Source organism: Legionella cincinnatiensis (assembly GCF_900452415.1).
Taxonomy (GTDB): domain Bacteria; phylum Pseudomonadota; class Gammaproteobacteria; order Legionellales; family Legionellaceae; genus Legionella; species Legionella cincinnatiensis.
Window position 1 is genome coordinate 371928 of sequence record NZ_UGNX01000001.1, and the last position, 26978, is coordinate 398905.

Below are 26978 nucleotides of genomic sequence, written 5' to 3' on the forward strand. Positions count from 1 at the left end.
TATCATACTCTTTTCATGATAAGGATGCACGTACTCCAAGTGCTATAAAAATATAGGTCCAGCCGTTAATTATCATATCAATGGCAATAAACATTCCTATAACCCAGAGTCCACTTATTGGCCATTGAATGAGGATTAACAGGCCAAGGATAATGGCGGTAATTCCCGCGAACAACAACCAACCCCATCCTTGGGCGCTTTTTAACGATAATGCTAAAACGATTCGAGTAATGCCAATAATAATAAGGACTATGGCTAATAATGCTGTAATGAGTGTGGAGGCTAAAAAAGGGTCATAAAAGACAATTACAGCTCCAATCAGGTATAAAAATGCAATTATTGCTTGCCAGAAGATACCCTGCCAGTCTTGATGTTTAAAAATATCTATAAAATGAGATAATGCAGAAACAATTAACAACGCAGCAAAAAAATACATACTGACAAGGGTTAATCCAATTACCATACTTAACCCAATAAAGCCTAGAAAAACAAGTAATATACCTAATCCTAGGAGCCAACCCCAGTTATGTCTCAGGGTATTTGGTGTGCCAAAGCCATTGTTTGCCATATCCATTTTTCCTTTTATGTAATCCATTAATAATGATAATACCAATAGAAATATAACCTGTTTTTCAAAAGGTTGTCGAATTTTTAAATTCTTTTAATTTCATTGTCTGGAAAAAAAAATCACTTCTCTGTATTATCATTGCTTATTGTCATGATGGTGTCGAGGCATGAGGTTAGGGTTATTCATTTCATTGTATTGTTTTTCATTGATGTTGTATGCCAGTGATGAAACGCAGCAACAAGAAATTCAATTAAGAATTCAACCCGTAGGCCAAGTCTCTGTACAAAATAAAGCCAAATCAGATAATAAAGCTACGAGTGATGAAGAGTCTGGACAAGAAACTTATGAACGTTATTGTGTTGTTTGTCATAAGGATGGGCTGGCCGGAGCACCTAGATTTAGAAATGAACAAGATTGGAAGCCTAGATTGACGGGTAGAACGTTAGATGACTTAGTTGCATCTTCACTCAAAGGTTTAAATGCTATGCCAGCAAAAGGAACATGTATTAAATGTAATGAAGATGATCTTAAAGCTGCCATATCCTATATGTTGCCAAAATCATGAGAAAAAATACTTATCGAAAAGTTCAAACATTCACTGCAGCACTGACAGCATTTGTATTATTTGCATCCTTCTATTTTGAATATGTGGTTGGACTGATTCCTTGTCCTTTATGTATGATGCAACGCATTTGTGTTTTTTTATTATTGGCGATTTTAGGAATAAGTTTTTACACATTAAAAAGAGCTCATATTATTAGTGCCTTGCAAATCATCATTGCCAGTGCAGGCTTATATTTTTCGTTACGCCAATTATGGCTGCAGTCTTTACCTGCTGGAAAAGCGCCGGCGTGTATGCCGGGTTTAGATGTTTTAATTCGTTATTTTCCTTGGCAGACAGTAGTAAAAACGCTGTTTTTAGGAACAGGTGACTGTGCTGAAGTCAATTGGCAGTTGTTGGGAATTTCAATGCCTGGGTGGTGTGCGCTGTATTTCTTATTTATCGCATTGTTGGGATGCTTTTTATTTTGGCATACGCGAAGAAGTACTCTTCATGAAAATTTATTTTGTCTATAAAAAGTACTTCATCCAGGTCGTCTTTTAGTGCCTCTTGTACTGCTACTCTTAGTTGACCATTAATTAATATTCCTACGGACTTATTACATCAGAGTGCTCGTGCTTTACAGGACAAGCACTAAATTGTTTTTGACGTATTAAACTGCAGATTTTGACTCGTACACTCTGCATGATGCTCCTGCTGCCCAAGTAAAGTGTGCGATAAATAAGGTATCACTTGGCTTTTTTCAGCATGAGAAAATCGGAACATTTGGCTTTTAAAATGGGTAATACGAGCAGCAGATTCATCCGACTGGGGAAATGCTACTGTTTGCAATAATTCTAATAGTATAGGTCGTGGTTGATGGCAGACAATTAACATATCACAACCGGCTTTAAGTGCTTCTTCAGTTCGTGTCATTAAATTACCGATGTCTGCACCTGTCATACTCAAGCAATCACTTAAAATCAAACCGGTAAATCCTAACTCGTGGCGTAAAATTTCTTGCAACCAAATTGTTGAAAATCCAGCTGACTTACTTGCATCCACTGCCTTATAAGTCACATGAGCAGGCATGATTGCGCTTAAGCGGCCTTTTTTTATGAGCTCAATAAAGGGTTTTAAATCCTTAACTTTCAATTCATCAAAAGAAATCGTAGAAATTGGCATGGTGATATGGGAGTCGGAATTGACTCTCCCATGTCCCGGAAAGTGCTTGCCTACAGCAGGCATTCCTGCGGCATTCATTCCCTCAATAAACGCGTTTGCTAGAGCTATAACTGCCTCAGGATCATGATGAAAGGCACGATCTAAGCGAGCAATAATAGGACTCATATCATGTAAATCAAGAACAGGCGCTAGGCTTAAATCAACACCGCAGGCTAATAAATCCTTGGCCATGATTTCCCCATACTGTCTTGCAAGTTTAATCCCTGTTTCTGGAGATAGGTCATATACATCGCCATAGACACGGGCAGCGGGTAAAGAGCGAAAACCTTGGCGCAAAAATCGCTGGATAAATCCACCCTCATGATCAGCAGTAATGAAAATATGGGGATTGAGTATATGAATTTCAGAAGTGAGTTTTTCTAATTGTTGTGGGTTAGCAAAATTGCGAGTGAAAAGAATGACCGCTCCAACATTAGGATGCTTTAGAATTTCTCGTTCAATATCAGAAAGCTCAGTGCCTTCAAGATCAATCATGAATAAATTAGAATTTGAGCCGGGCATATTGGAATCCTTATTAGAATTGGGTAACGTTCATCACTGTAGCCGCACCTAAGCGGACTTTCCTACGCTATGGAATGGTGGTGAATGGTTACGAATTTAGATGAATAAGGCCGTGCTTTCATCGATTTAGCGCATGATATCATAAATTGCATAATTTTTAATATGCTTCATGCTGGTAATCTAAGGTTGACTTAGATATCATCGCATATTTTGAGTCATTTTTATCAATGAAAACTTTCTCCTGCCAAGTGTTACACAAACACTCAGCGACTCAGGCACGTGTGACACGTATTGTTACAGCTCATGGTGAATTTATTACTCCTGTTTTTATGCCAGTAGGTACTCGAGCGGGGGTAAATAATATGACTCCAATTGAATTACATGAGGCACATAGTCAAATCATTTTAGGGGGTAATACCTATCATATGTTATGTGCTCCAGGAATGAAAGTTATTGAGCAAGCAGGCGGAATGCATCCTTTTATGGGATGGCATGGCCCTATGTTAACCGATAGTGGTGGCTTTCAAGTTTTTAGCTTATCTAAAAATAATGAAATTTGTACTATTGATGAAGAGGGGGCGCATTTTAGATTGCCTGGAAGTCAGGGCTTGATTCACATGACACCAGAAATGTCCTTAGAAACTCAGAAAATCATTGGTGCTGATATAATTATGGCCTTTGATCAATGCACTCCAGATAGTTGTACCAGAGATGAAGTAAGTCATATCATGACGCGGACGCATCGCTGGTTAAAGCAATCAATGGAGTATCATCGCCAATACCCCAATTCACGATATGGATACGCGCAAGCACTTTTTGGCATTATTCAAGGTGGAACTTTTAAAGATTTACGCCGTGAGAGTGCCGATTTTGTAGCATCAATGAATCCGGAAGGTATTGCTATAGGTGGCGAAACCATAGGATTTAATATGGCAACTACAGTTGAGGTTATCCGCTGGGTTCGTGATTATTTACCTGAAAATAAGCCGCGTTATACCATGGGCGTAGGAATGTCACCTCAGGACCTTTTGGACGTGGTCGCAGAAGGAATCGACATGTTTGATTGTGTTGCGCCCACGCGTAATGCGCGTCATGGCTCTTTGTACTGTGGTGAGCTCGTTCGTGAAGGCAACTGGATGCGTTTTGTCAGTGAGTATGAAAACGAGCGAATTCAAATAAAAAAATCATGTTTTGCTGATGATATGTCACCAATTATGGCACAATGTACCTGTTATACATGTCGCCATTACTCACGTGCTTATTTGCATCAGCTCTCCAAGCAAAAAACGAATTTATTTACGGCATTAGCGAGTATTCATAATGTTCATGTCATGCATGATGTTTGTGATAAAATGCGTGATTTGATAATGAATGAGGGTGTGACATAACCATGCTTTTTATGTCGCGAGGTGAAGGTTATTTCAAGCATCTGAGATAACATCTTTGATATAAAATACCGCAAATTTTATATCCTAAACAGACGCTATTTTGCATTAACTTAAAAATGACAGGAGCGATAATGATCGTTATTAGTACATCTAAAGGTGATATTCATATACAGTTAGATACAGAGAATACTCCAGCAACAGCAGAAAATTTTCTTAATTATGTGCGCAGTGGTTTTTATAATAATACCATTTTTCATCGTGTTATTGCGGGTTTTATGATTCAAGGAGGGGGGCTTGATTCTGAAATGAAACAAAAGACGACTCATGAGCCTATCAAAAATGAAGCAAAGAATGCGAAACCAAATAAGCGAGGTTCTATCGCAATGGCTCGCACCATGGACCCTCATTCTGCAACGGCTCAATTTTTTATTAATGTTGTTGATAATCCATTTTTAAATTATAGCGGTGATCATATGCAAGGATATGGTTATTGTGTTTTTGGTGAAGTTGTTGACGGTATGGATATTGTGGACGCTATTGCCAAGGTAAAAACAGGACAACATATGGGGCATGCAGATGTCCCAGTAGAGGAAATAAGTATTATCGACGTGAAAGAGATATAAGTTTTCGACCTATAAGGCATAAAAATGTCTTATAGGTCTCGTTCAACGAACGTTATCCCCTAAAATGTGCGGCATTTATACGGGATCCAGCTCCAAATAAAAGCAGATCGATGTTGGGTAAAGAGCGCCTGGGCTGAAGGCTCTTAAGACCAAACCCGAGATTTTCTTTTCTATCAAATTAGGGCTTTCGTTTGCGTTTTTTGATACTTTCTGAATAATCGAAAATGGGTATTTCAATATGAAAGAAAATCGCTAATAGGCGAGCAGCAAAAATACTGGCAAATGTAATAATCACATTAATATTTTCTGGGATATGAAAATATTCTAGAGTGATAAAAAGCAATGCGCCGGCAAGTGCAATCACTGCATAAAGTTCTTTTCTCAATACCAAGGGAATATCATTACATAAAATATCGCGTAACATCCCGCCACAGATGCCTGTTATCATGCCGCTAATAATGGCAATACTAGGTGATAACCCATGATGGAGTGCTTTTTGAGTGCCAATAATAACAAAAGTAGATAAGCCCAATGCATCAAGTATTAAAAAGATCTTAATAATCCGGATTAGGGAATGGGCAATAAATATAGTTAGAAAAGCACATAACGATGTATACAAGAGGTACTCAGGATGAATAACCCAAGTTAATGGATAAGTATTAAACAGCGTATCTCTTACTGTTCCGCCACCTAATGCAGCAATACTTGCAATAAGCATAACACCAAAAAAGTCCATTTTTTTGCGCCCCGCAGCCAATGCGCCTGTAATCGCTTCAACGCAAATACCGATGATAAATAAAGAATGAAGTAACATTTGGATTTAGTGTGTTTTTAAAACGCAATGATAGCACTATTGAGCCAAATGGAGAAATATTAAGGCTTATAAAAATGTTTTGCTGAGGCTAACGCTAAATCAATAATTTTTTTGGATTGATCTTCATTTGCATTAATTAGGCTGACATCATTAATTAGTTCCAGTAAAAAACGAGATATTTCGGGTTCTGATAAGGCGCTGTTATAGAGGCATGATGCTTTTGTGAAGATATAGTGAAGCAAATTTTTGCTAATAGAAATTTTATCTTGCGAGATACCTTGATCATGGAGGGGGTCACCAAATAATAGCCAACCAGGAGACACTTGAAGTTTTGCTGCAATATCTACTAGTTTCACCGGTTCAGGGATGGCTTCACCACGAAGATACTTACGGCATATTTGTAGTGAATACCCGGTAATTTCAGAAAGCTTATGGATGCATACTCCAGAGGTAGAGCGTTGGGAGTTATACCCCGCAGCAACCATTGCATCACGCAAACGATTAGCAAATTGTTTCGCCAAGTTGGTTTTTTCCATAGTGGTGCTCGGGTCAGAAATTTGGAATGATATTAGTATAACAAAATGAAGTTTATCCGCAAATAAAAATAATAATTGGAAACTTTAAGTTTCTTTTCGAAATTTAAAGTTGACAATAAAAACTAAATAACTATAATGTGCACCTGAAACCAATAAAAAGGTTTCCACATTGTCCAAAGAAAATATGTGACGCATGATGGAACAAGTTCACATATAGAGTCCAAATAAAAGAGAAAGTGGTCTAAACATAGCACTTAACCTCGCAATAAGGCCTGAGTGGTCCCCTTCCACTCAGACCTTTCTTTTGGATAGAGAATTTAAAATGAGATGATTTCAAATGTATCTATATTTTAGAGGAGAAAAGAGCTTCGTTGGAAACATACCCTAGAGAGAATGAGTTTTTTTGTTATATATCTTTTAACAAATTCACCAGTAAATTAATCGAGTTAGCAAGAGTTATCTGCTCATTTTCGTCTAAAGCTTGGAGGTTTTCATTTAACCTATTATGGAGAAGGTAGGGGGCGGCGCCTACAAATTCTCTCCCTTTTTCGGTTATATCAATATAAATGATACGGCGATCTTTATTATCTCGTGTGCGAAGAACAAATTCTTTTTCTTCCAATCGATCTATTACCCCTACTAAAGTACTCATTGATAAATAGACTCTTTTAGAAAGAGTTGAGATTGTCATAATCCCATTTTCGTAAATTTCATACAGGCATACAATTTGTGGTACGGTTAAACCATAGCATTTATTTAACCTTCGGGAATGAAAATCCATTTGTTGCATGATCATGCGTAAAGCAAGAATAATACTCTTAGAGCGCTGCTCAGATTGCATCTCCCGCTGTTCTTTTTTCTCATTAGGGTCTTTTAAAATATTATTCATGGATGGTCTTTCAAAGATTGAAGGTTGAAAAAAAGTATATTAACCGTTAGTATCCTTAAATAATTTGTATACGAATTATATCAATAGATATGAATATTCAAGGCACTGTCTATTGTACCTGACTATTCAAGCTAACTATATAGAGCTCCTCAAAAATATCGAAGAGCGTGACTTGTCAATGGCATCCAATAATAATAAAAAGAGGATTAATTATGCGAAGTCAACTCAACGAATCCTTATCACAATTAACTGAAGATATTCCTCAACCCAATAGTCAAGAAGAAATTTGTTTTAATAGTGGGGGAATCCTCACTTTAGGTGTAGAAATTGAGCTGCAACTCATCGATGCCGAAACCTACAATCTGTGTTCCAGAGCAGAGGATATTCTTGCTGCTATGTCTCATTTGGAAAAAATTAAGCCAGAATTTTACTTAAGCACCATTGAAGTAAACACGAACAAATGTAAGATGGTTCAGGATGTTGAAGATGATCTTTATGCAACATTATTTGAACTTCAACATGTATCGAAAAAACTTGGAATTTTACTTTCAACAACAGGCTCACACCCATTTTCTAAATATTCTGACTGGGAGATTTCACCGACAGCTCGTTATCTGGATTTAATTGATCGTAATCAATGGCTTACGCGCCGTATGAGTGTCTATGGTCTACATGTACATCTGGGTATGTCGAGTGGGGAAGAATGCATACGATTTAATAATTTCTTTATGTATTTTCTCCCCCATTTGTTAGCCCTTTCTTCAAGTTCCCCATTTTGGCAAGGAATAGACACTGGACTTGCTTCATGTCGTCCGACTACCTATGAGGCTCTTCCTACAGCAGGTCAACCTTACCATGTGCGCTCGTGGCAGGATTTTGAGCATTTGTATAGAACACTAAAGTCATGTGGTTCCATAAAATCGCTTAAGGATTTATGGTGGGATCTAAGGCCAAGTCCAAATTTTGGAACATTGGAGATTCGTGTCTGTGATGGTACGGCGACACTTGCGGAAACCTTGGCCCTGGTTGCATTGATACATGCTCTTGCCCATTGGTTTGCCGATAATGGAAGTTGGCTTGAGTCCGTAGCCTATCCTCCTTACTGGCTTTCTCGAGAAAACAAATGGAGAGCAATTCGCTATGGTTTAGATGCGGAATTGGTGATGAACACAGAGGGCAAAATCAAATTAATGCGTGAAGATATTCATGAGTGGATAGAAAAATTAAAACCTTACATTGAGCAACTTAACTATCACACCTATTTTGCAACGCTTCAAGCGATTATGAGTTCAGGAACAAGTACTGAGCGCCAAAGAAAAGTGTTCGCGTACAATAAATGTTTTAAAGATGTTGTGAAACATAACGTGAGTGAATTTTTACTGCAAGTTCCTTTATATAGGCGTGAGTTGATTGTTTCTTGAGCAAAATTAGGAACAAATCATTGAAATCATTTGCTTTGTAACGTCACCTTATTATATACTTCCTGGCAATATAGATGCAGGTCAGTTTATAGGCACGTAGCTCAGTGGTAGAGCACCACCTTGACATGGTGGTGGTCGGTGGTTCGATCCCACTCGTGCCTACCATGCAACTGAATTAGTAGTTCGGGAGCTGTCACTTTCCATGTAGTGATACTGAATCCATTAAAAGTTTTAAGCCCTGCCATGCAGGGTTTTTTTTTAAGATGCTTACGGATAAAATCATGCCAAACATTAAATTGCCTGATGGAAGTGTAAAACAGTTTGAAGCACCTTTAACTGTATATGATGTTGCTCATAGTATAAGTCCTGGGCTTGCTAAGGCTGCTTTGGCTGGTCGTGTTGATAACCGATTAGTTGATACTTCTTATCTGATTAAAAATGATTGTGCATTAGTGATTCTTACTGAAAAACAAGAAGAGAGTCTTGAAGTTATTCGTCACTCTACTGCTCATTTATTAGCACAAGCTGTTAAAAGTATTTTTCCTTCAGCTCAAGTAACTATTGGCCCAGTAATTGAAGATGGCTTTTATTATGATTTCGCTTTTCAAAGAGCGTTTACTCCCGAAGATTTGGAGTTAATCGAAGCCAAAATGGTGGAGTTAGCAAAAGCAAATTATCCTGTGACTCGTAGAGAATTGCCACGTGATGAGGCAATCCAGTATTTTAAGAGTATTGGTGAAGAATATAAAGCAAAGATTATTGCTGATATTCCTAAAGATGAAGTGCTTTCGTTATACAAACAAGGGGATTTTGAAGATCTCTGTCGTGGTCCTCATGTTCCTGCAACTGGTTTTTTAAAAGCATTCAAATTGACTAAAGTGGCAGGAGCATATTGGCGTGGTGACTCCAATAATGAAATGTTACAGCGTATTTATGGTACTGCTTGGGCTGACAAAAAGGCACTGGCTGATTATTTGTTCCGTTTGGAGGAAGCTGAAAAACGTGATCATCGTAAATTAGGTAAGAGTTTGGAGCTATTTCACTTCCAAGATATTGCACCGGGAATGGTTTTTTGGCATCCCAAAGGTTGGACCATTTATCAAGAGTTGGAACGTTATATGCGTCATCGCTTGGCCGACTTTGGTTATCAAGAAATTAAAACACCTCAGTTAGTTGATCGTGTGCTTTGGGAAAAGTCAGGCCATTGGGCTAATTTTAGAGATGAGATGTTTGTTACTGAAACAGAAAATCGTCACTATGCTGTAAAACCAATGAATTGTCCTTGTCATGTCCAAGTATTTAATCAAGGCTTAAAAAGTTATAGAGATTTACCTTTAAGATTTTCAGAGTTTGGTAATTGCCACCGATGTGAACCATCAGGATCATTACATGGTCTCATGCGAGTTCGCAATATGGTTCAAGATGATGCTCATATTTTTTGTACTGAAGATCAAATTCAATCAGAAGTGGCAATGATGTTAGAGTTAGTCCAATCGGTATACATTGATTTTGGGTTTAAAGAAATTAAGTATCGCTTGGCATTACGCCCTGAAAAAAGAGTAGGCAGTGATGAAGTTTGGGATAAGGCTGAAGCAGCTTTAAAACAAGCGATGAAAGACAGAAATATAGAATGGGTTGATGCGCCAGGTGAAGGTGCTTTTTATGGGCCCAAAATTGAATGCTCCTTATCTGATTGCTTAGGTAGAATTTGGCAATGTGGTACGATACAAGTTGATTTTTCGATGCCTGGACGTTTGGATGCTATTTATATTGCCGAAGATGGGAGCAAACAAACTCCAGTCATGGTGCATCGTGCTATCCTAGGATCATTTGAACGCTTCATGGGGATTTTGATCGAACATTATGCAGGAAAGCTGCCTTTGTGGTTGTCGCCGGTGCAAGCAGTAATCATGACAATTAGTGAAAAACAAAACGAGTATGCAGAAAAAGTAACACAAATTTTGCAAAAAAGAGGAATTCGTGCCAACTTTGACTTGAGAAATGAGAAAATTGGTTTTAAAATTCGCGAGCATACTTTACAAAAAATCCCATATCTATTAGTAATAGGGGATAAAGAAGTTGAGTCAGGCCAAGTTGCTGTGCGAACCCGAGAAGGTACAGACTTAGGTGTGATGACAATAGATACAATTTGTGATACCTTGATGCAAGAAATTGCTCAAAAAGGGTCAATTATTAATTAATGAATAGGGGGGATTAGACCATTAGTGCACCAACTAAGCGTGAAAGTGATCGCGCACGAATTAATGAACAGATCAATGTACCTGAGGTACGCTTAATTGATGTCGATGGTAATCAGGCAGGAATTGTTTCCACACGTGAAGCCCTGCGTGCAGCGGAAGAAGGTGGATTGGATCTTGTGGAAATTTCTCCAACAGCCAAACCTCCCGTATGCCGTATTATGGATTACGGTAAGTTTCTCTTTGAGCTGAGTAAAAAACAAGCCGAAGCTAGAAAAAAGCAGAAGCAAATTCAGGTTAAAGAATTAAAATTCCGTCCAACGACGGAAGATGGAGATTATCAGGTCAAGCTACGCAACCTGATCCGTTTCCTAAATCATGGTGATAAAGTCAAAATTACACTGCGGTTTCGTGGTCGTGAGATGGCTCATCAAGAGCTGGGCATGAAAATTCTTGAGCGTATACAGCAAGACACGGCTGAGTTTGCCGTTGTGGAACAGCAGGCCAAGCGCGAAGGAAGACAGCTATTGATGGTATTATCGCCCAAAAAAACTAAAAGCTGAGTAAATGCGGAGTATATTGTTATGCCGAAGTTGAAGTCACATCGCGGAGCGTCTAAACGCTTCCGTAAAACAGCAAGTGGCGCGATTAAACGTCGCGGTGCTTATAGAAATCATATCCTCACTAAAAAGTCCACTAAGCAAAAACGTCATTTGCGCGTAGAAGCTGGAACTTTAAAGCCATGCGATGCACGTTTGGCAGAACGTATGTTGCACGGTAGTTAAGGAGGAAATGAAAAATGCCAAGAGTTAAACGTGGTGTGATCGCCAAAGCGCGTCACAAAAAGGTTATGGATCAGGCAAAAGGTTATTACGGCGCTCGTAGTCGAACCTATCGCATGGCCAAACAAGCAGTAATTAAAGCAGGTCAATACGCATATCGTGATAGACGTCAGAAAAAACGTCAGTTTCGTGCATTGTGGATCACTCGTATTAATGCACAAGCTCGTGAGTGTGGTTTATCATACAGCCGCTTAATTGATGGATTGAAAAAAGCATCAATTGAATTGGATAGAAAAGTATTGGCTGATCTAGCTGTTCATGACAAAGTAGCTTTTGCTGCAATTGCAGAACAAGCTAAGGCTGCATTAGCAAAATAGTCTTTTAATGTGTTTTTTTCTGGGAATTTATAAGCCTAGGTTAATAACATGATAAAGGTACTGTTAGCAAAATGAACTATTTGAGGAGGCTGCGGCCTCCTTTTTACTTGTGGGTATAATTATGCAGGATATCATCACCATACAAGAACAGGCTGCTGAAGCGATTGAAAATGCTCAGGATGTCTCTGGATTAGAGTTAATTCGCGTTGATTTTTTGGGTAAGAAAGGAAAGCTCACTGAAATTTTAAAAAGTCTTGCTCATTTATCCGCTGAAGAAAAACCTAAAGTAGGCCAACTTGTGAATCAAGTAAAACGTGACATCAGTACTTTGATTGAAACGAAAATGCTTGAACTGAAACAAAAACAACTCTTAGAAAAGCTGTCAGCTGAACGTATTGATATAACACTTCCTGGTCGCAAGAAAGAGAGTGGGTCCTTACATCCAGTAACCCAAGTAAAGCATCGAATTAATGAATTTTTTAGCCGTATGGGCTTTGATATTGTTGATGGTCCCGAAATTGAATCTGAATTTTATAATTTTGAGGCACTGAATATTCCCGTGCATCATCCAGCCCGTGCGATGCATGATACTTTTTATTTTGGTGATGGTCGCCTTTTACGAACACATACTTCGCCGGTACAAATTCGTACCATGGAACAACGCAAACCTCCATTTCGGTTAATAGCTCCAGGAAGAGTCTATCGTTGTGACTCTGATCTGACGCACACACCGATGTTTCATCAGGTTGAAGGGCTACTGGTGGACAAACAGGCTACTTTAGCGAGTTTAAAAGGTCTACTACACGATTTTTTTGCTGATTTTTTTGGTCGTCAATTAGCATTGCGGTTTAGACCCTCGTATTTTCCTTTTACAGAACCTTCGGCTGAGGTTGATATTGAATGTACTCAATGTAGTGGTGAAGGCTGTCGTTCCTGTAAATTTACTGGGTGGTTAGAGGTTTTAGGTTGTGGTATGGTGCATCCTAATGTTCTAACAGCAGTAAATATCTCGCCTGAGGAATATCAGGGGTGGGCATTTGGTATGGGTATGGATCGATTAGCCATGTTGTATTATGGAATAGATGACTTGCGTATGATGTTTGAAAATGACCTGTCTTTTTTAAGTCAATTTTGAAGGTAGAGGTTGTTAATATGCTTCGATGACCATGCGTTTGTGGTGCGAATTGAAAATATCTTGAGTAAAATCAATCATGCAGTAAGGACTTTAGATGAAATTAAGTAAATTGTGGTTACGTGAATGGGTAGATTTCTCATTATCTGAACAAGAATTGGCAAGCCAACTAACTATGGCTGGTTTGGAGGTGGATGCAGTAAGCCCTGTAGCAGGAGAGTTTTCTCATGTAATCGTTGCTGAAGTTCTTAGCACAAAACCTCATCCTAATGCAGATAAATTGACTTTATGTGAAGTAAACGCAAATACAGAGAAACCCTTGCAAATCGTTTGTGGTGCTTCGAATGTAAGAGACGGATTAAAAGTGGCTCTAGCCATGGTTGGGGCACGCTTGCCAGGTGGTTTTAATATTAAAGAATCAAAGTTACGAGGAGCGCTTTCACAAGGAATGCTCTGCTCCGTCAGTGAGTTGGGAATGGCAGAGCAATCTGATGGAATTATGGAGTTAGGAAGTGACGCGCCTGTAGGAATGGATTTGCGCGAGTATCTGACTCTTGATGATCATATATTGGATATTGATTTAACGCCTAACCGAGCAGATTGTTTTAGTGTTTTAGGTGTTGCGCGTGAAGTTGCTGTATTGAATCAACTACCCTTATTAGAAAAAGAGATTTCCGCGGTTACTCCAAGTATTGACGATGCATTCCCAATACAATTGAACAATCCAGAAGCATGCTCACGTTATTGTGGTCGTGTTATTCGCAAGATAAATACTCAAACAAATACCCCTTTATGGATGAGTGAGCGTTTACGCCGAAGTGGCATTCGCTCCGTTCATCCTGTTGTTGATGTAATGAATTATGTCATGCTTGAGTTAGGTCAACCCATGCATGCTTTTGATTTGAATGCAATCAACGGTGAAATAAATGTACGCTATAGTAATCAGCAAGAGCAATTAAAATTACTTGATGGCCAAGAATTAACCTTGAATGAGAAAGTATTGGTGATTGCAGATCAAGAAAGGCCGTTGGCAATGGCCGGCATTATGGGCGGAGAAGCAAGCTCTGTGCAGGCACATACCACTGATGTATTTTTAGAAAGTGCTTTTTTTAATCCCATAGTAATTGCAGGAGTAGCTAGAAAGTTTGGTTTATTTAGTGATTCATCACAACGTTTTGAACGAGGTGTAGATCCTAACGTACAAATAAGAGCTTTAGAAAGAGCTACAGCATTAATTTTAGAAATTGTTGGTGGTGAGGCTGGACCTATTATTGAAGTCTCTAATCAAAAATATTTGCCGAGTACAGTACATTTTTCTTTCAATACAGAAAAAGTTAAAAATTTGACTGGACTTAATATTTCTCTGAAGGAAATGAGGCGTTTTCTTGAGGGTTTAGGTATCACGATTACACGAGAGCAAAATCATTTTCTAGAGGTTATTATTCCTTCATATCGCTTTGATATTCAGCGAGATGAGGACTTGGTAGAGGAAATAATTCGTCTTTATGGATATGATAATTTACATGCAGAACCAGTATATACGCGAGTACAGGCAGGAAAAACATGCGGTAATGAAGCAATAGCAACGATGCTTGCGCGCTGGTTTGCAAGTAAAGGATACCACGAAACGATCAGTTACAGTTTTGTTGATCCTGAATTACAACATGAGCTTTATCCACAGAAAGAGTTTATGCAATTACTGAATCCTATTTCTTCTGAGTTATCGCAAATGCGTGCTGGGATGTGGCCTGGTTTAATTGCATCACTGATTTATAACGTACACCGCCAACAAAATGAGGTTAAGTTTTTTGAAATTGGTGTTGTTTTTGATGTACACCAAGGGCAGCTAAAAGAACGTCCTTGCATTGCAGGTTTGTTGATGGGGGAGCAAGGGAGTGTTAATTGGAGTGAAACGACTCGATGGTATGATTTTTTTGACTTAAAAGGAGATCTTCAATCTTTATTCGCTTCATTAAAACTAAAGCAAGTAGAGTTCGTTGCCGCAACTCATGAAGCATTACATCCTGGACAATCTGCTCAAATCAATATAAATGGCGTTCCCTCAGGTTGGATAGGAACATTGCATCCGCGTTTAGCAGATGCTTTGGATTTAAACCATGATGTTCTTCTTTTTGAAATTAACTTAGAGGCATTAATAGGACATGAATCGCCACGTTATAAACCGATTTCAAAATATCCTCAAATTCGCAGGGACTTATCATTTTTAGTCGATAATAATATCGAGGTCATGCAAATCGAATCAGTAGTAAGAACTACTGTAAAAGAAAATTGGTTAAAATCTTTTGATGTCTTTGATGTATATACTGGAGAAGGTATTCCTTTAGGGAAGAAAAGCTTGGCGATTTCTATAACAATTCAAGATGAAAGTCGTACTTTGGTTGATACCGAGATTAATTCTTTAATTGATGCTATAATCAATACGTTAGAGAATAAATTTTCAATCATATTGAGGGAGTAATCGTGAATGCATTGAGCAAAGCTATAATGGCAGAGACCTTGTGTGATGAATTAAAATTGTCCAAACCTGCATCGAAAGAGATGGTCGAAAATTTTTTTGAAGAATTACGACATGCTCTTGAGCATGGACATCATGTAAAATTATCTGGATTTGGTAATTTTACCCTAAGAGATAAGCCACAAAGGCCAGGTAGAAACCCAAAGACTGGAGAGGAAATTCCCGTAGTGGCTAGAAGGGTTGTGACTTTTAAACCAGGTTTGAAGCTAAAAAGCAAAATTGAATCTATAGGAAAATAATTCATTGAACTATTACTCGAAACATATTTTTTTATGTACCAACAAAAAGGCAGCAGGTAAACAATGTTGCGCTAATTCTGGTGGAGAAGAGTACTTTGATTATATAAAATCACGGCTTTTAGAGCTGGAAATGCATGGCCCGGGAAAAGTTCGCATTAGCAAAACAGGTTGTCTTGGCCGCTGCAGTTCAGGTCCTTGTATTGTGATCTATCCTGAAGGTGTGTGGTATACTTATTCATCTTTTGCTGATATTGATGAAATCATAGAAAAACATTTAATTTCTGGTAGTATTGTGAATCAGTTGTTAATCGATCCAGTGTGAAAGTTGTCCGATTCATATGGATTTTAATAATTGTTTGTAAATTTTTGTCCTTTTTACTTGTAGGATGATTCTGTTTTGGTTAAAATCGCCCGTCCATGATAGAAGATTACCAATTTAGGCGGTTCGGAGTTCATTTAATGAAGACATTTAGTGCCAAAAGCCATGAAGTCAAACGTGACTGGTTAGTGGTTGATGCCAGCGATAAAGTTTTGGGTCGCTTAGCAACTGAAATTGCTCGTCGTTTACGTGGCAAGCATAAAGCTGAGTATACCCCCCATGTTGATACTGGCGATTACATTATCGTTACAAATGCTGAAAAAGTTATTGTAACTGGTCGGAAGTTTACCGATAAGATGTACTATCGTCACACTGGATATCCAGGTGGAATAAAATCAGATAGTTTTGAGAAATTACAAGCAAGAAATCCTGTTAGGATTATCGAGCTAGCTGTTAAAGGTATGTTACCAAAGAATCCTTTGGGAAGAGAGATGTATCGTAAGCTGAAAGTCTATGTTGGCAATGAGCATCCACATACAGCACAGCAACCCAAACAACTTGATATTGAGGAATAAGTATTATGGCTGAAGTGAAGCAATACTACGGCACTGGTCGTAGAAAAAGTTCAACAGCTCGAGTGTTTTTACGTCCAGGTAAAGGCGACATCAAAGTCAACGGTCGTACTTTACAAGAGTATTTCTGCCGTGAAACTTCTTGTATGGTTGTAATGCAGCCGCTAGAAACTGTTGATCTTGTCGATAAATTTGATGTTTACATTACAGTAACTGGTGGTGGAATTTCTGGTCAGGCAGGTGCTGTACGTTTAGGAATTGCAAGAGCATTGGTTGCTTATGATGAAAAAGGATTGGCAGAAGATGCAGAGCCTAATCCTGATTCCGTGCGTAGAAAGCTTCGTGCTCGTGGTTTACTGACTCGTGATTCACGTCGTGTTGAAAGAAAGAAAGTCGGTTTGCACAAAGCTCGCCGTGCAACCCAATACTCAAAACGTTAATTGTTTTTTGGTTAAAGAAACCCCGCATTGGCGGGGTTTTTTGTTTTGCTACGAGATCTAGTGAAACATATAGCGTCATCCACTAAGTTCTAGATAGGCTGCAAGTAAAGTGAGGATAAGGGATGTACTCAAAGTACATGACGGAGACGACCGAGCTTGCAATGATGTGTAGAACTTAGTGGGGGGCGCTATACAAAACGGGCGGCATATGGTGAATGACAACTCTGAGCCTGAGCATGATCAGGATAAAAATGATTTGGTAGATACGGAGCGACGCCGATTTTTGGTAGCTACAACCAGTGTATTAGGAGGTATTGGGGCCCTATGTGCCTTAACTCCTTTTGTTGCTTCTTGGTTACCTAGTGCTAAGGCTCAAGCCGAGGGAGCCCCTGTAGAGGTTGATTTAAGCAAATTGGAACCTGGAGAACAAGCCATCGTTGAATGGCGTGGCAAACCAGTATGGATCATTAGACGAACATCAGAAATGTTGCAACAAATCACCAAGAACTCTTCTTTGCTCCGAGATCCTCATTCATTGACTGCTCAGCAACCCTATTATGCAAAAAATGAATATCGTTCCATTAATCCAGAATATTTAGTACTTATAGGAATTTGTACCCACTTAGGTTGTTCCCCTAAATACAAGCCTAATCTGAGTGAGTTAGGGCCTAACTGGCCAGGTGGTTTTTTTTGCCCCTGTCATGGATCTACTTTTGATCTTTCGGGTAGAGTCTTTAAAGATGTTCCTGCACCGATTAATCTGGAGGTTCCTCCATATTATTTTATTGATAAACATACTCTTGTAATTGGTGAGGATAAAGCATAAGTTTTATGCTTGCATCACGTGTTTTATGATTTGTAATAAGATAGAGGCTAATTAAATGAATAGACTCTTCAATTGGATCGATGAGCGTTTTCCTTTGGCGAGTACCTGGAGAAAGTATTTCAGTGCTTACTATGTCCCCAAGAATTTGAATTTTTTTTATATTTTTGGTGCATTGGCAATCGTAGTTTTAGCCAATCAATTGATTACTGGTTTGTGGCTTACTATGTTTTATACGCCGAGTGTTGAACAAGCATTTTCCTCTATTGAATACATCATGCGCGATGTTCACTTTGGTTGGTTATTACGTTATATGCATTCAACAGGAGCTTCAGCATTTTTTATTGTCATTTATTTACATATGTTTCGTGGTCTGCTTTATGGTTCTTATCAAAAACCTAGGGAATTAGTCTGGCTTTTGGGAATGTTTCTATATGTTTTACTTTTAGCGGGTGCATTTTTTGGTTACTTATTGCCTTGGGGACAGATGTCTTATTGGGGGGCTGAAGTTATCACATCCTTATTTGATGCTCTCCCATATATAGGTAAAAATCTTGTTATTTGGCTTAGAGGGGATTATGCGGTTGGCAATGCTACATTGCAGCGCTTTTTTGCGTTACATGTGATTGCTATTCCATTATTGCTCTTTTTGTTTGTATTTTTGCATATTGTTGCCGTACATAAGGTAGGCTCGAATAATCCGGAAGGAATTGAGTTTAAGCATAGATTGGGTGTAGAAAAACAGTTTGATTTAATTCCTTTTCATCCTTATTACCTTATTAAAGATTTAGTTGCCGTCCTTGCGTTTTTTATTTTGTTTTTTGCGGTGGTATTTTGGGCTCCTGAAATGGGCGGATATTTCTTAGAGCACAATAATTTTGTGCCAGCAAACCCGCTTGTCACTCCAGATCATATCGCTCCAATGTGGTATATGTCACCTTTTTATGCAATGTTGCGGGCGATACCCGATAAATTATTTGGAATTACATGCATGGGCTCCGCACTATTATTATTATTTTTCTTGCCATGGCTTGATTGTAGTCCGGTACGTTCTATGCGTTATAAAGGGAAATGGTCTCAAATAATGTTCTTTTTAGGCGTGCTGGCATTTGTAGTATTGGGTTATTTGGGAACGATTCCAGTAACTCCTGCACGCTTGTTTTTTGCTCGACTAGCTACATTATTGTATTTTGGCTATTTTATCCTTATGCCCTTTTATACTCGATTAGAGAGCACTCATTCATTGCCTCTTCCCTCAGGAGAGTGTTGATGCGGATCAGGGCGCTTTTTTATTTTTTCTTATTATTTGGAGTTTGTCAGCAGGTGTATGCAACTTCATTGTCAATCGACATAGACGATAAGGCAAGCTTACAAAGAGGCGCTAAACTTTTTATGAATTACTGTTCGGGTTGTCATTCCTTAAAATATTTAAGGTATAATCGTATGGCCAAAGGCTTGGGTTTAATGCGTTTTGCCGGGCAAATTGATGAAGATCTCTTAAAGAATAATCTTATTTTCACTCAAGCAACAATTCATGATCCAATTCAGATTGCTATGCCCCCTGAAGATGCAAAGCAATGGTTTGGGATAGTACCGCCAGATTTATCGTTAATTGTGAGAGCAAAAGGAGCCAAATGGCTCTACAATTACTTAAGTAGTTTTTACAAAGATGATTCTAGACCTTTTGGAACGAATAATTATCTTGTGCCTGATGTTGCGATGCCCAATATTCTGGATACGTTGCACGATAAAATGCAATCACGACAATTTGATGAGAGTTTATTAGATTTGGTGACTTTCCTCACCTACGTGAGTGAGCCCACAAAAACGGAACGTTATCATCTGGGATTCTTTGTAATTGGGTTTTTAGTCATTTTATTTCTTGTTTCTTTGTGCTTAAAAATAGTTTATTGGCGAAAAATCGGCATAAAGTAGCCCAAAAAGGCAAAAATGTGGTAAAGTAATGGTTTTGCTTATTCTTAGCATACTCGTTCACATTTTTATAAAATTGATAGGAGTTGCCCATGGCAATTGTTGCGAAACGCACTATAATGTCTTTATTTTCTGATACTGATGATGTCTACAGTCATCAAGTTCGTATCGTATTGGCTGAAAAAGGGGTTAATGTAGAAATTCTTGCAGCCAGGCAAGCTGAACCAAATGCAGATCTTTTATCAGTTAATCCATACGGAACAATTCCTACATTAATTGATAGAGAGCTTGTACTTTATGAACCACGTATTATTATGGAATATTTAGATGAGCGTTTTCCTCATCCACCTTTATTACCTGTTTATCCTGTTGCTCGTGCGGAAACGCGGAAAATGATGCATCGGATAGAGCATGATTGGTATTATTTAATGAATAATATCTTAAGAGATAATAATACAGAAGATGCTAGAACGAACTTATTTGAAAGTTTAGTCGCTCTTGAGCCAGTTTTTGCAGATAAGTCTTATTTTCTAAGTGATGAGTTTTCGTTGTTGGATTGTGCATTAGCCCCCTTATTGTGGCGCTTACCTCGGTTAGGGATAGACGTTACACCAGAGTTTAAAGGAATAATTGCTTACATGCAGCGCTTGTTCAAACGTGAATCGTTTCAAGCAAGTTTGACTGATGTTGAGCGACAATTGCGAGCGGCATAAATATATGACTATGACATCAAATAAACCTTATTTAATTCGTGCGGCCTACGATTGGATAGTTGATAACGAATTAACGCCTTATATTTTGGTAAATGCAGCATATTTAGGTGTACAGGTTCCAACAGAGCACGTAAATCATGATCGTATCGTGTTGAACATTTCCCCAGCAGCTACTCGAGGTCTCTTGTTGGAAAATGATCGGATAATCTTCACCGCGCGCTTTTCAGGAAAAACGGAGCAAATCTTTGTTCCACCAGGAGCTGTATTGGAAATATATGCCAAGGAAAATGGCAGGGGTATTGCCTTTGCACTCGAAGATGAAGAAGAGCCGCCTCCAGCGTCTTCTGGTTCGTCAACTTCAGATGTTGAGGGCCCGGCGTCTTCTAAAAGTAAGCCTTCGTTGAAATTAGTGAAGTAGCATGTCAGAAAACGCCCTTTATCGTTGTGAGCAAATTAGAGTTTGTGAACAACAGGCTACTTCTTTATTTCACTTAGACGAAAATACACTTATGTCTCGAGCTGGAGCAGGGGCATTTTCGCAGCTAATAAAACTTTATCCTCATGTTCGACATCTTGCAGTTTATTGCGGCTCGGGAAATAATGCAGGTGATGGATATGTTGTTGCACGATTAGCCCATGAACATGGATTATTAGTTACTGTTTACCAATGTAAGGCATTGGCGGATTTGCCTCTTGCAGCCCAGCATGCAGCTTTGATGGCAATAAATGCAGGAGTTGACTGTCAACCTGCAGATGAGCCTTTAGATAGCGAAGCGGAGTTAATTGTCGATGCACTACTTGGAATAGGTTTAAGAGGACCTGTGCGTGGCAATATTGCCTCAGCAATTCATCAGATCAATGCAAGCGGCCTTCCTGTCATAGCATTAGATATTCCATCAGGTCTTAATGCAGATACAGGGTTGGTGGAAAACCTTTGTGTTAAAGCTAATGCTACCATAACATTCATCGCCCAAAAGTTAGGTATGTATACTGCAGATGGCCCAGATCATTGCGGGGATATTTATTGCTGTTCATTAAGCCTAGAGGCGTGCACCAATCAATTAGCGCCTGCTGCACGTTTGTTAAACTCCACTACTTTATCGTTACCTTTTTCTAAGCGCAAAAAAAACTCTCATAAAGGAAATTATGGCCATGTTTTAATAGTAGGAGGAGGGCCAGGTATGCCTGGAGCTATTAGTCTTGCGGCAAAAGCAGCACTAAGAACGGGTGCTGGATCAGTTACTGTTGCAACTTGGCCTGAATATGCAAAGGGTGCTTTATCTTTAATTCCTGAAGCGATGGTAAGCGGTGTTAAAACCGCAAAAGACTTAAGACAACTCTTAGCAAATGCTTCTGTTTGTGTTATAGGACCTGGTCTTGGAGAAAGTGATTGGGCTATGGACCTATTTTTGCCAGCAATTACTTCGCAATTACCTATGGTGATTGATGCGTCGGCACTAAGATTATTGGCGAGTAATTCACAAATTGACGACAATTGGGTTTTAACGCCCCATCCTGGAGAAGCAGCGGCTCTTCTTGCTTGTTCTACTGATTTGATTCAGAAGGATAGATACCAAGCAGCGGAAAAAATTCAACAACAATATGGTGGTGTTGTTGTATTAAAAGGTGCTGGAACAGTGATCCAAACCCCTGAAAAAAGTACTTTTGTCTGTCCTCGTGGAAACCCTGGTATGGCGAGTGCGGGTATGGGCGATGTATTGAGCGGTATCATTGCTGGTTTTTGCGCCCAAGGTTTTTCTTTAGCCCAGGCAGCACAATATGGTGTTTGGGTGCATGCAGTTGCTGGAGATCGTGTCGCGAAAAAATTAGGTGGAGTTGGGTTATTAGCTAGTGATTTGTTAGATGCTATTCCACATGTATTGAACTATCCAAATGATGAATACAAATCAATCTAATGCACTAATACTGGATTTACCAGACGAAAAATCGAGTGTAAATTTTGCCTCTCGTTTAGCTTCATGTCTTTGTCCTTCTTTAATCATGACTTTTAGTGGTGATCTAGGCGCAGGAAAAACCACGATCATTCGTGCCATGTTAAAATACTTAGGGGTGCAATCTGCGATTAAGAGTCCTACCTTTTCATTAGTAGAAAGCTATACATGTCATGACATGCTCGTGCATCATTTTGATCTGTATCGAATTCATCATGAGGAAGAATTAGAATACTTAGGTTTTCGAGATTATTTTGTGCCAGGTAGTATTTGTTGTATTGAATGGGCTGAAAATGCAGGATCAGCATTGCCTTATATAGATATTCGTTTTAAGTTAAACATGAAAGGGGCTGGACGTGAAATGCAAATAATAGCATTGAGCGCAGCCGGTAAAAAAATTTTAGCTCGCCTGGCAGGAGAAACATGATCGTTCGCTTATGGATTTTTGTTGTATTATGTCTTTGGTCTGTTGTTACATCGAGCGCCCAACTTAAATCGATTGTTTTAAAACAACAAGGAAACCAAACATCCCTTTACTTTACAATTGCAGGCCCTTTTACACATAAGCTATTTTCATTAAGTCAACCAGACCGAGTAGTATTGGATTTAAAGGAGACTCAATTAGCTGTAGATTTAAATCAATTGGGTCTGATTAATGGTCTAGTGAAGCAAGTGCGTAGTGGCCATTCTGAGCCTAGAACGTTACGATTAGTTTTTGAAGTAAATCAAAAAGTACTACTACGTTCAGCCCCCTGGCGGCCTAATGGGACTTATGGAGGAATACGAGTTGATTTATTACATAGTGGCCGCCTTGTCCCTCCAGTTGCTGCGAATACTCCTAAAAAGGCGTTGCCAGTAACTCAAAAAGTGCCAATAAAACAGCCGCAACAACAATTTTTAAAACAGAACATTAGGGCACCGCAACCACCAGTACAACCTATTTTAGCAAACCAAGCACCTATCAAGGTAAGTAATAAGCCTACTCGATTGCGTGATGTCATTGTGGTTTTAGATGCAGGTCATGGCGGCAAGGACCCCGGTGCTCGTGGGCCGCGCAATAGTCGCGAGAAAGATGTGGTATTAGCAATTACTTTGAAACTAAAGCAATTAATTGATAGACAGCCTGGTATGCGTGCTGTATTAACGCGTTCAGGAGATTATTATGTAGGTCTGCGTCAACGCTTGAACATTGCTCGAAGACATAATGGCGATATCTTTGTTGCCATTCATGCTGATGCATTTAATAATCCTCATTCTCATGGCGCCTCAGTATTTGCTTTATCACAAAGAGGAGCAACGAGCGAAGCGGCCCGTTGGCTTGCTGAAAAGGAAAACTATTCTGAATTAGGTGGTGTGAATTTAGGTGATTTAGATGATCAGAATGGGGTAGTGCGTTCTGTATTAATTGATTTATCACAAACAGCTACGATTAATGCAGGTTTGCAAATGGGGGGACGTGTTTTAAATCAGCTGGGTAATTTTACTGTACTACACAATCACAAAGTAGAACAAGCACGTTTTGTTGTTTTAAAATCCCCAGATATTCCTTCAATTTTAGTGGAAACAGGATTTATTTCGAATCCTGTTGAAGAGCGAAATCTCACGAATCCTGCTTATCAAGCTCGTTTAAGTCAAGCCATTTTTCAAGGTATTAAAGGATATTTCTGGGAGAATCCTCCACATGGATCGCGTATTGAAGCAATGGCAACGAATACGATTCATTTAGTTAGAACAGGTGAAACTTTGCCTGCTATCGCCGCTCGTTATCATGTCTCAGTTGCAGCCTTGCAATCCGCAAATCATTTGCGAGGGGTCAGTCGACTTCGACCAGGGCAGAAATTGGTGATTCCTCCAGCATGGGCATGAGAATTCGACAGTTACCTCCATTAATAGCAAATCAAATAGCTGCTGGAGAAGTAATAGAGCGTCCCGCATCTGTAGTAAAAGAATTACTTGAAAATTCTTTTGATGCAGGGGCTACTGCGATTACGGTTGAAACGAGTTATGGTGGCCTAAATCAAATTAAAATTAGCGATAATGGCGTAGGAATTGTAGCAGAAGATTTGCCTTTGGCTATTGCTCCCCATGCTACAAGTAAAATTAATTCGCTTGATGATTTGTACGCAATTGATAGCATGGGTTTTCGTGGCGAAGCATTAGCCAGCATTGCCTCAGTAGCTAAAGTTAGCATCAGTTCTAAGCCTGCCCAGCAAGAAACAGCGATGATGTTGCGTGTGAGCGGTACAGAAATAACGTGCTCTCCTTGTGCTCGAGCAGTAGGAACAACAGTAGATGTTGTTGATTTATTTTTTAATGCACCAGTACGGAAACGATTTTTAAAGAGCGAAAAGCTCGAGTTTCAGGCAATAGAAACAGTAGTCAAACGTTTTGCTTTAAGCGCACCTAAAATTGCGTTAACGCTAAAACATAATGGCAAGCAGGTATTCTATCTTCCTGCGGTAACAAGTGAACAATCGTTATTATCCCGAATGACGCGTATATTAGGTAGTGCCTTTGTTCAAGATGCGATTTATCTTGATGTGGATCATGGTTCAATGAAACTGTGTGGTTGGATAAGTGGCATTAAATTTCAGCGTAGTCAAAGTGATCGCTTATGGGTTTATGTCAACGAACGAATGGTAAAAGATAAGTTAATTCATCATGCATTAAAACAGGCTTATGATGGTTTATTACATCCTGGTCGTTTTCCTGCATGTGTGTTGTATTTTACAATAAATCATGCTGAAGTTGATGTGAATGTTCATCCTACTAAGCATGAAGTGCGTTTTCAACAGCCTCGGCTAATCTTTGATTTTTTTACGTCCCAATTGGCTGTAGCATTGGACACTCAAAAAAAGAGAAATCACGAAACCGTAGGTGAGTTAAATATACCAGCCAACCACGCCAAAAAGATTTGTGAGCCTTATCCCAAGCTCACGCTAATAAGCGAGAATGTTAACTCACTAGAGCAGCCTTGGGTTATTTTAAATAACCACTATATTTTGGTCTTTATTCATCAACAACCCTATCTCGTTAATCTTATAGCTTTGCAGCAATTTAAAATACAACAACAATTATCTGAATTGTCTTTCCCATTGGCCAGTAGGCCTTTATTGGTACCAATTCGTTATTCTCTTCCTCCTAAGAACACTGTAAACTTTCCAAATTTTATTCAATGTTTGTGTCAATTAGGAATACATATTGAACCTTTCAGCGATCAGGAAGTGTTAATTCGGAGTATCCCACTTTGTATGCCTTATTTGGATTTACGTTTATTTTTAGAAACCGTGATCGCGCAGGAGGTACTGCACTCTTCTAAGTTGGTTGAGCTCATGATTCAAGCCCAAGTTGTAGATCCCAGATTATTAAGTCATGAGGAAAAAATGGAGCTAAATGAATTGTTACTGAATGTACATGCAGAGAAAAATAAAGAAACTGGATTGTTTCGAGCATTGACCGTTGATGATTGTCGGAATTTATTAGATGTCTAATTTGATTTTTTGTTTCATGGGGCCTACTGCTGCAGGGAAAACTGCTTTAGCTTGTGAATTAGTAACACATTATCCTTTTGAAATTATTAGTGTCGATTCGGCAATGATTTATAGGGAAATGGATATTGGAACCGCTAAACCCAGTCCTAAAGAGCTAAACCTCGCTCCTCACCATTTAATTAATATTAAAGATCCAGTGGAATCTTATTCCGCAGCTCAATTTTGCAGTGATGCTTTATCTTTATGTGATGAGATCACTAGTAAAGGTAAGATCCCCTTACTGGTTGGGGGGACAATGATGTATTTTAATGCGCTGCAAAAAGGTTTAGCTGTTTTACCCGAAGCTTGTCCTGTTTTACGTGAGCAGTTAGAAAAAGAAGCTGCTTTGCATGGTTGGGGGAAGCTCCATCAACAATTAATGCACATTGATCCTGATACTGCGAAACGGGTTCACGCGAACGATGCACAACGAATTCAACGCGCATTAGAAGTATATTATTTAAGTGGAAAAACCTTGACTGCTTTTTTTGAGCAACAAAAGGAAAAAGACGTACATCATTTTATCAATTTTATCCTTTTTCCCGAAAATCGGGTATGGTTACATGAACGGATTGCACAACGTTTTGAGCAAATGTTACAGACAGGACTTATTGAAGAAGTAATGCAATTACAGCAAAAATGGCCGGTATCAATAAATTTGCCTGCGATGCGTTGTGTGGGTTATAGACAAGTTCTAGAATATCTGCAAGATGCTTATGATTACTCTACCATGCGTGATAAAGGAATAGCTGCTACGCGACAATTAGCTAAGCGTCAATTAACTTGGTTAAGACATTGGGATGAAGCATTATATTATGATCCACAAAATGAAGCTTTTCACGATCAGATTCTAGCGAAAATTAGGGAAATATTAGATAATTCTAAAAAACCGTTTTAAAGGACCATT

The 26978-nt window shown here is 39.0% G+C and carries 30 protein-coding genes and 1 tRNA gene; 26 read left to right on the forward strand and 5 right to left on the reverse strand.

Annotated features, from left to right (window positions below; genetic code table 11):
* Positions 1-13: 13 nt before the first annotated feature.
* Complete coding sequence (locus tag DYH34_RS01605; protein ID WP_058463958.1) at positions 14-568, reverse strand: HdeD family acid-resistance protein; 555 nt, start codon at positions 566-568, stop codon at positions 14-16.
* A gap of 166 nt (positions 569-734) precedes the next feature.
* Between DYH34_RS01605 and DYH34_RS01610 the strand changes: the two genes are divergently transcribed.
* Both DYH34_RS01610 and DYH34_RS01615 read left to right on the forward strand, forming a co-directional pair.
* A complete protein-coding gene (locus DYH34_RS01610; protein WP_058463957.1) occupies positions 735-1133 on the forward strand; it encodes a c-type cytochrome in 399 nt (132 codons plus the stop codon).
* On the forward strand, positions 1130-1645 hold the full coding sequence (locus DYH34_RS01615; RefSeq protein WP_058463956.1) for a disulfide bond formation protein B: 516 nt from the start codon (positions 1130-1132) through the stop codon (positions 1643-1645). The genes DYH34_RS01610 and DYH34_RS01615 overlap by 4 nt, the downstream gene beginning before the upstream one ends.
* Positions 1646-1763: 118 nt before the next feature.
* Here the strand turns inward: DYH34_RS01615 and nagZ are convergent, their stop codons facing one another.
* Entirely contained in the window at positions 1764-2855 is a 1092-nt protein-coding gene (nagZ, locus tag DYH34_RS01620; RefSeq protein ID WP_058463955.1) for a beta-N-acetylhexosaminidase, read from the reverse strand.
* A 227-nt stretch (positions 2856-3082) separates the two neighbouring features.
* On the opposite strand from nagZ, the gene tgt reads away from it, so the two are divergent.
* Positions 3083-4243, forward strand: coding sequence for a tRNA guanosine(34) transglycosylase Tgt (gene tgt, locus DYH34_RS01625; protein ID WP_058463954.1), 1161 nt, complete (start codon positions 3083-3085; stop codon positions 4241-4243).
* A 131-nt stretch (positions 4244-4374) separates the two neighbouring features.
* Complete coding sequence (locus tag DYH34_RS01630; protein WP_058463953.1) at positions 4375-4866, forward strand: peptidylprolyl isomerase; 492 nt, start codon at positions 4375-4377, stop codon at positions 4864-4866.
* A gap of 178 nt (positions 4867-5044) precedes the next feature.
* Here DYH34_RS01630 and DYH34_RS01635 read toward each other — a convergent pair whose 3' ends face one another.
* The 3 genes from DYH34_RS01635 to DYH34_RS01645 all read right to left on the reverse strand — a co-directional run bounded on the left by DYH34_RS01635 (position 5045) and on the right by DYH34_RS01645 (position 7105).
* Entirely contained in the window at positions 5045-5680 is a 636-nt protein-coding gene (locus DYH34_RS01635) for a trimeric intracellular cation channel family protein (RefSeq protein WP_058463952.1), read from the reverse strand.
* Positions 5681-5739: 59 nt separating this feature from the next.
* On the reverse strand, positions 5740-6216 hold the full coding sequence (locus DYH34_RS01640; protein ID WP_058463951.1) for a helix-turn-helix domain-containing protein: 477 nt from the start codon (positions 6214-6216) through the stop codon (positions 5740-5742).
* A gap of 406 nt (positions 6217-6622) precedes the next feature.
* Positions 6623-7105, reverse strand: a complete 483-nt coding sequence (locus DYH34_RS01645; RefSeq protein WP_058463950.1) for a MarR family winged helix-turn-helix transcriptional regulator — start codon at positions 7103-7105, stop codon at positions 6623-6625.
* A gap of 212 nt (positions 7106-7317) precedes the next feature.
* Between DYH34_RS01645 and DYH34_RS01650 the strand changes: the two genes are divergently transcribed.
* From DYH34_RS01650 to miaA, 22 genes are all read left to right on the forward strand, one after another.
* A complete protein-coding gene (locus DYH34_RS01650; protein WP_058463949.1) occupies positions 7318-8526 on the forward strand; it encodes a carboxylate-amine ligase in 1209 nt (402 codons plus the stop codon).
* 90 nt (positions 8527-8616) lie between these two features.
* Positions 8617-8691: transfer RNA gene (locus tag DYH34_RS01655), tRNA-Val, on the forward strand.
* A 116-nt stretch (positions 8692-8807) separates the two neighbouring features.
* The gene (thrS, locus tag DYH34_RS01660) at positions 8808-10727 is read left to right on the forward strand and encodes a threonine--tRNA ligase (protein ID WP_058463948.1); all 1920 of its coding nucleotides are present in this window, start codon (positions 8808-8810) and stop codon (positions 10725-10727) included.
* A gap of 20 nt (positions 10728-10747) precedes the next feature.
* Entirely contained in the window at positions 10748-11287 is a 540-nt protein-coding gene (infC, locus tag DYH34_RS01665) for a translation initiation factor IF-3 (RefSeq protein WP_058463947.1), read from the forward strand.
* Positions 11288-11308: 21 nt separating this feature from the next.
* Positions 11309-11509: a 50S ribosomal protein L35 gene (gene rpmI / locus DYH34_RS01670; RefSeq protein WP_027270874.1), complete on the forward strand. Its 201-nt coding sequence runs from the start codon at positions 11309-11311 to the stop codon at positions 11507-11509.
* A gap of 14 nt (positions 11510-11523) precedes the next feature.
* Positions 11524-11883 (forward strand): 50S ribosomal protein L20, encoded by a 360-nt coding sequence (gene rplT / locus DYH34_RS01675; RefSeq protein WP_003633276.1) that lies wholly within the window; start codon positions 11524-11526, stop codon positions 11881-11883.
* 121 nt (positions 11884-12004) lie between these two features.
* Entirely contained in the window at positions 12005-13018 is a 1014-nt protein-coding gene (gene pheS, locus DYH34_RS01680; protein WP_058463946.1) for a phenylalanine--tRNA ligase subunit alpha, read from the forward strand.
* A 94-nt stretch (positions 13019-13112) separates the two neighbouring features.
* Positions 13113-15494 (forward strand): phenylalanine--tRNA ligase subunit beta, encoded by a 2382-nt coding sequence (gene pheT / locus DYH34_RS01685; protein WP_058463945.1) that lies wholly within the window; start codon positions 13113-13115, stop codon positions 15492-15494.
* A gap of 2 nt (positions 15495-15496) precedes the next feature.
* The gene (locus DYH34_RS01690) at positions 15497-15790 is read left to right on the forward strand and encodes an integration host factor subunit alpha (protein ID WP_058463944.1); all 294 of its coding nucleotides are present in this window, start codon (positions 15497-15499) and stop codon (positions 15788-15790) included.
* 4 nt (positions 15791-15794) lie between these two features.
* Positions 15795-16112: a (2Fe-2S) ferredoxin domain-containing protein gene (locus tag DYH34_RS01695; RefSeq protein WP_058463943.1), complete on the forward strand. Its 318-nt coding sequence runs from the start codon at positions 15795-15797 to the stop codon at positions 16110-16112.
* Positions 16113-16249: 137 nt separating this feature from the next.
* On the forward strand, positions 16250-16684 hold the full coding sequence (rplM, locus tag DYH34_RS01700; RefSeq protein WP_058463942.1) for a 50S ribosomal protein L13: 435 nt from the start codon (positions 16250-16252) through the stop codon (positions 16682-16684).
* 5 nt (positions 16685-16689) lie between these two features.
* Complete coding sequence (rpsI, locus tag DYH34_RS01705; RefSeq protein WP_058463941.1) at positions 16690-17121, forward strand: 30S ribosomal protein S9; 432 nt, start codon at positions 16690-16692, stop codon at positions 17119-17121.
* 208 nt (positions 17122-17329) lie between these two features.
* Complete coding sequence (petA, locus tag DYH34_RS01710; RefSeq protein ID WP_058463940.1) at positions 17330-17947, forward strand: ubiquinol-cytochrome c reductase iron-sulfur subunit; 618 nt, start codon at positions 17330-17332, stop codon at positions 17945-17947.
* A gap of 55 nt (positions 17948-18002) precedes the next feature.
* Positions 18003-19214: a cytochrome b gene (locus tag DYH34_RS01715; RefSeq protein ID WP_058463939.1), complete on the forward strand. Its 1212-nt coding sequence runs from the start codon at positions 18003-18005 to the stop codon at positions 19212-19214.
* Entirely contained in the window at positions 19214-19879 is a 666-nt protein-coding gene (locus tag DYH34_RS01720; protein WP_058463938.1) for a cytochrome c1, read from the forward strand. Before DYH34_RS01715 ends, DYH34_RS01720 begins: the two co-directional genes overlap by 1 nt.
* A gap of 89 nt (positions 19880-19968) precedes the next feature.
* Positions 19969-20589, forward strand: a complete 621-nt coding sequence (locus tag DYH34_RS01725) for a glutathione S-transferase N-terminal domain-containing protein (RefSeq protein WP_058463937.1) — start codon at positions 19969-19971, stop codon at positions 20587-20589.
* A gap of 4 nt (positions 20590-20593) precedes the next feature.
* Positions 20594-21007: a ClpXP protease specificity-enhancing factor gene (locus DYH34_RS01730; protein WP_058463936.1), complete on the forward strand. Its 414-nt coding sequence runs from the start codon at positions 20594-20596 to the stop codon at positions 21005-21007.
* Position 21008: 1 nt separating this feature from the next.
* A complete protein-coding gene (locus DYH34_RS01735; RefSeq protein ID WP_058463935.1) occupies positions 21009-22505 on the forward strand; it encodes a bifunctional ADP-dependent NAD(P)H-hydrate dehydratase/NAD(P)H-hydrate epimerase in 1497 nt (498 codons plus the stop codon).
* Entirely contained in the window at positions 22483-22968 is a 486-nt protein-coding gene (gene tsaE, locus DYH34_RS01740; protein ID WP_058463934.1) for a tRNA (adenosine(37)-N6)-threonylcarbamoyltransferase complex ATPase subunit type 1 TsaE, read from the forward strand. Before DYH34_RS01735 ends, tsaE begins: the two co-directional genes overlap by 23 nt.
* A complete protein-coding gene (locus DYH34_RS01745; protein ID WP_058463933.1) occupies positions 22965-24407 on the forward strand; it encodes an N-acetylmuramoyl-L-alanine amidase in 1443 nt (480 codons plus the stop codon). The genes tsaE and DYH34_RS01745 overlap by 4 nt, the downstream gene beginning before the upstream one ends.
* Positions 24398-26032: a DNA mismatch repair endonuclease MutL gene (gene mutL / locus DYH34_RS01750; RefSeq protein ID WP_058463932.1), complete on the forward strand. Its 1635-nt coding sequence runs from the start codon at positions 24398-24400 to the stop codon at positions 26030-26032. Before DYH34_RS01745 ends, mutL begins: the two co-directional genes overlap by 10 nt.
* Complete coding sequence (gene miaA / locus DYH34_RS01755; protein WP_058463931.1) at positions 26025-26969, forward strand: tRNA (adenosine(37)-N6)-dimethylallyltransferase MiaA; 945 nt, start codon at positions 26025-26027, stop codon at positions 26967-26969. The genes mutL and miaA overlap by 8 nt, the downstream gene beginning before the upstream one ends.
* The last annotated feature ends 9 nt before the right edge of the window (positions 26970-26978 follow it).

Excerpts from the sequence above, each read along its gene's own strand:
- DYH34_RS01605 (WP_058463958.1), bottom strand. The coding sequence starts at position 568 with ATGGCAAACAATGGCTTTGGCACACCAAATACCCTGAGACATAACTGG.
- DYH34_RS01610 (WP_058463957.1), top strand. The coding sequence starts at position 735 with ATGAGGTTAGGGTTATTCATTTCATTGTATTGTTTTTCATTGATGTTG.
- DYH34_RS01615 (WP_058463956.1), top strand. The coding sequence starts at position 1,130 with ATGAGAAAAAATACTTATCGAAAAGTTCAAACATTCACTGCAGCACTG.
- nagZ (WP_058463955.1), bottom strand. The coding sequence starts at position 2,855 with ATGCCCGGCTCAAATTCTAATTTATTCATGATTGATCTTGAAGGCACT.
- tgt (WP_058463954.1), top strand. The coding sequence starts at position 3,083 with ATGAAAACTTTCTCCTGCCAAGTGTTACACAAACACTCAGCGACTCAG.
- DYH34_RS01630 (WP_058463953.1), top strand. The coding sequence starts at position 4,375 with ATGATCGTTATTAGTACATCTAAAGGTGATATTCATATACAGTTAGAT.
- DYH34_RS01635 (WP_058463952.1), bottom strand. The coding sequence starts at position 5,680 with ATGTTACTTCATTCTTTATTTATCATCGGTATTTGCGTTGAAGCGATT.
- DYH34_RS01640 (WP_058463951.1), bottom strand. The coding sequence starts at position 6,216 with ATGGAAAAAACCAACTTGGCGAAACAATTTGCTAATCGTTTGCGTGAT.
- DYH34_RS01645 (WP_058463950.1), bottom strand. The coding sequence starts at position 7,105 with ATGAATAATATTTTAAAAGACCCTAATGAGAAAAAAGAACAGCGGGAG.
- DYH34_RS01650 (WP_058463949.1), top strand. The coding sequence starts at position 7,318 with ATGCGAAGTCAACTCAACGAATCCTTATCACAATTAACTGAAGATATT.
- thrS (WP_058463948.1), top strand. The coding sequence starts at position 8,808 with ATGCCAAACATTAAATTGCCTGATGGAAGTGTAAAACAGTTTGAAGCA.
- rpmI (WP_027270874.1), top strand. The coding sequence starts at position 11,309 with ATGCCGAAGTTGAAGTCACATCGCGGAGCGTCTAAACGCTTCCGTAAA.
- rplT (WP_003633276.1), top strand. The coding sequence starts at position 11,524 with ATGCCAAGAGTTAAACGTGGTGTGATCGCCAAAGCGCGTCACAAAAAG.
- pheS (WP_058463946.1), top strand. The coding sequence starts at position 12,005 with ATGCAGGATATCATCACCATACAAGAACAGGCTGCTGAAGCGATTGAA.
- pheT (WP_058463945.1), top strand. The coding sequence starts at position 13,113 with ATGAAATTAAGTAAATTGTGGTTACGTGAATGGGTAGATTTCTCATTA.
- rplM (WP_058463942.1), top strand. The coding sequence starts at position 16,250 with ATGAAGACATTTAGTGCCAAAAGCCATGAAGTCAAACGTGACTGGTTA.
- rpsI (WP_058463941.1), top strand. The coding sequence starts at position 16,690 with ATGGCTGAAGTGAAGCAATACTACGGCACTGGTCGTAGAAAAAGTTCA.
- petA (WP_058463940.1), top strand. The coding sequence starts at position 17,330 with ATGGTGAATGACAACTCTGAGCCTGAGCATGATCAGGATAAAAATGAT.
- DYH34_RS01715 (WP_058463939.1), top strand. The coding sequence starts at position 18,003 with ATGAATAGACTCTTCAATTGGATCGATGAGCGTTTTCCTTTGGCGAGT.
- DYH34_RS01720 (WP_058463938.1), top strand. The coding sequence starts at position 19,214 with ATGCGGATCAGGGCGCTTTTTTATTTTTTCTTATTATTTGGAGTTTGT.
- DYH34_RS01725 (WP_058463937.1), top strand. The coding sequence starts at position 19,969 with ATGGCAATTGTTGCGAAACGCACTATAATGTCTTTATTTTCTGATACT.
- DYH34_RS01730 (WP_058463936.1), top strand. The coding sequence starts at position 20,594 with ATGACTATGACATCAAATAAACCTTATTTAATTCGTGCGGCCTACGAT.
- DYH34_RS01735 (WP_058463935.1), top strand. The coding sequence starts at position 21,009 with ATGTCAGAAAACGCCCTTTATCGTTGTGAGCAAATTAGAGTTTGTGAA.
- tsaE (WP_058463934.1), top strand. The coding sequence starts at position 22,483 with ATGATGAATACAAATCAATCTAATGCACTAATACTGGATTTACCAGAC.
- DYH34_RS01745 (WP_058463933.1), top strand. The coding sequence starts at position 22,965 with ATGATCGTTCGCTTATGGATTTTTGTTGTATTATGTCTTTGGTCTGTT.
- mutL (WP_058463932.1), top strand. The coding sequence starts at position 24,398 with ATGGGCATGAGAATTCGACAGTTACCTCCATTAATAGCAAATCAAATA.
- miaA (WP_058463931.1), top strand. The coding sequence starts at position 26,025 with ATGTCTAATTTGATTTTTTGTTTCATGGGGCCTACTGCTGCAGGGAAA.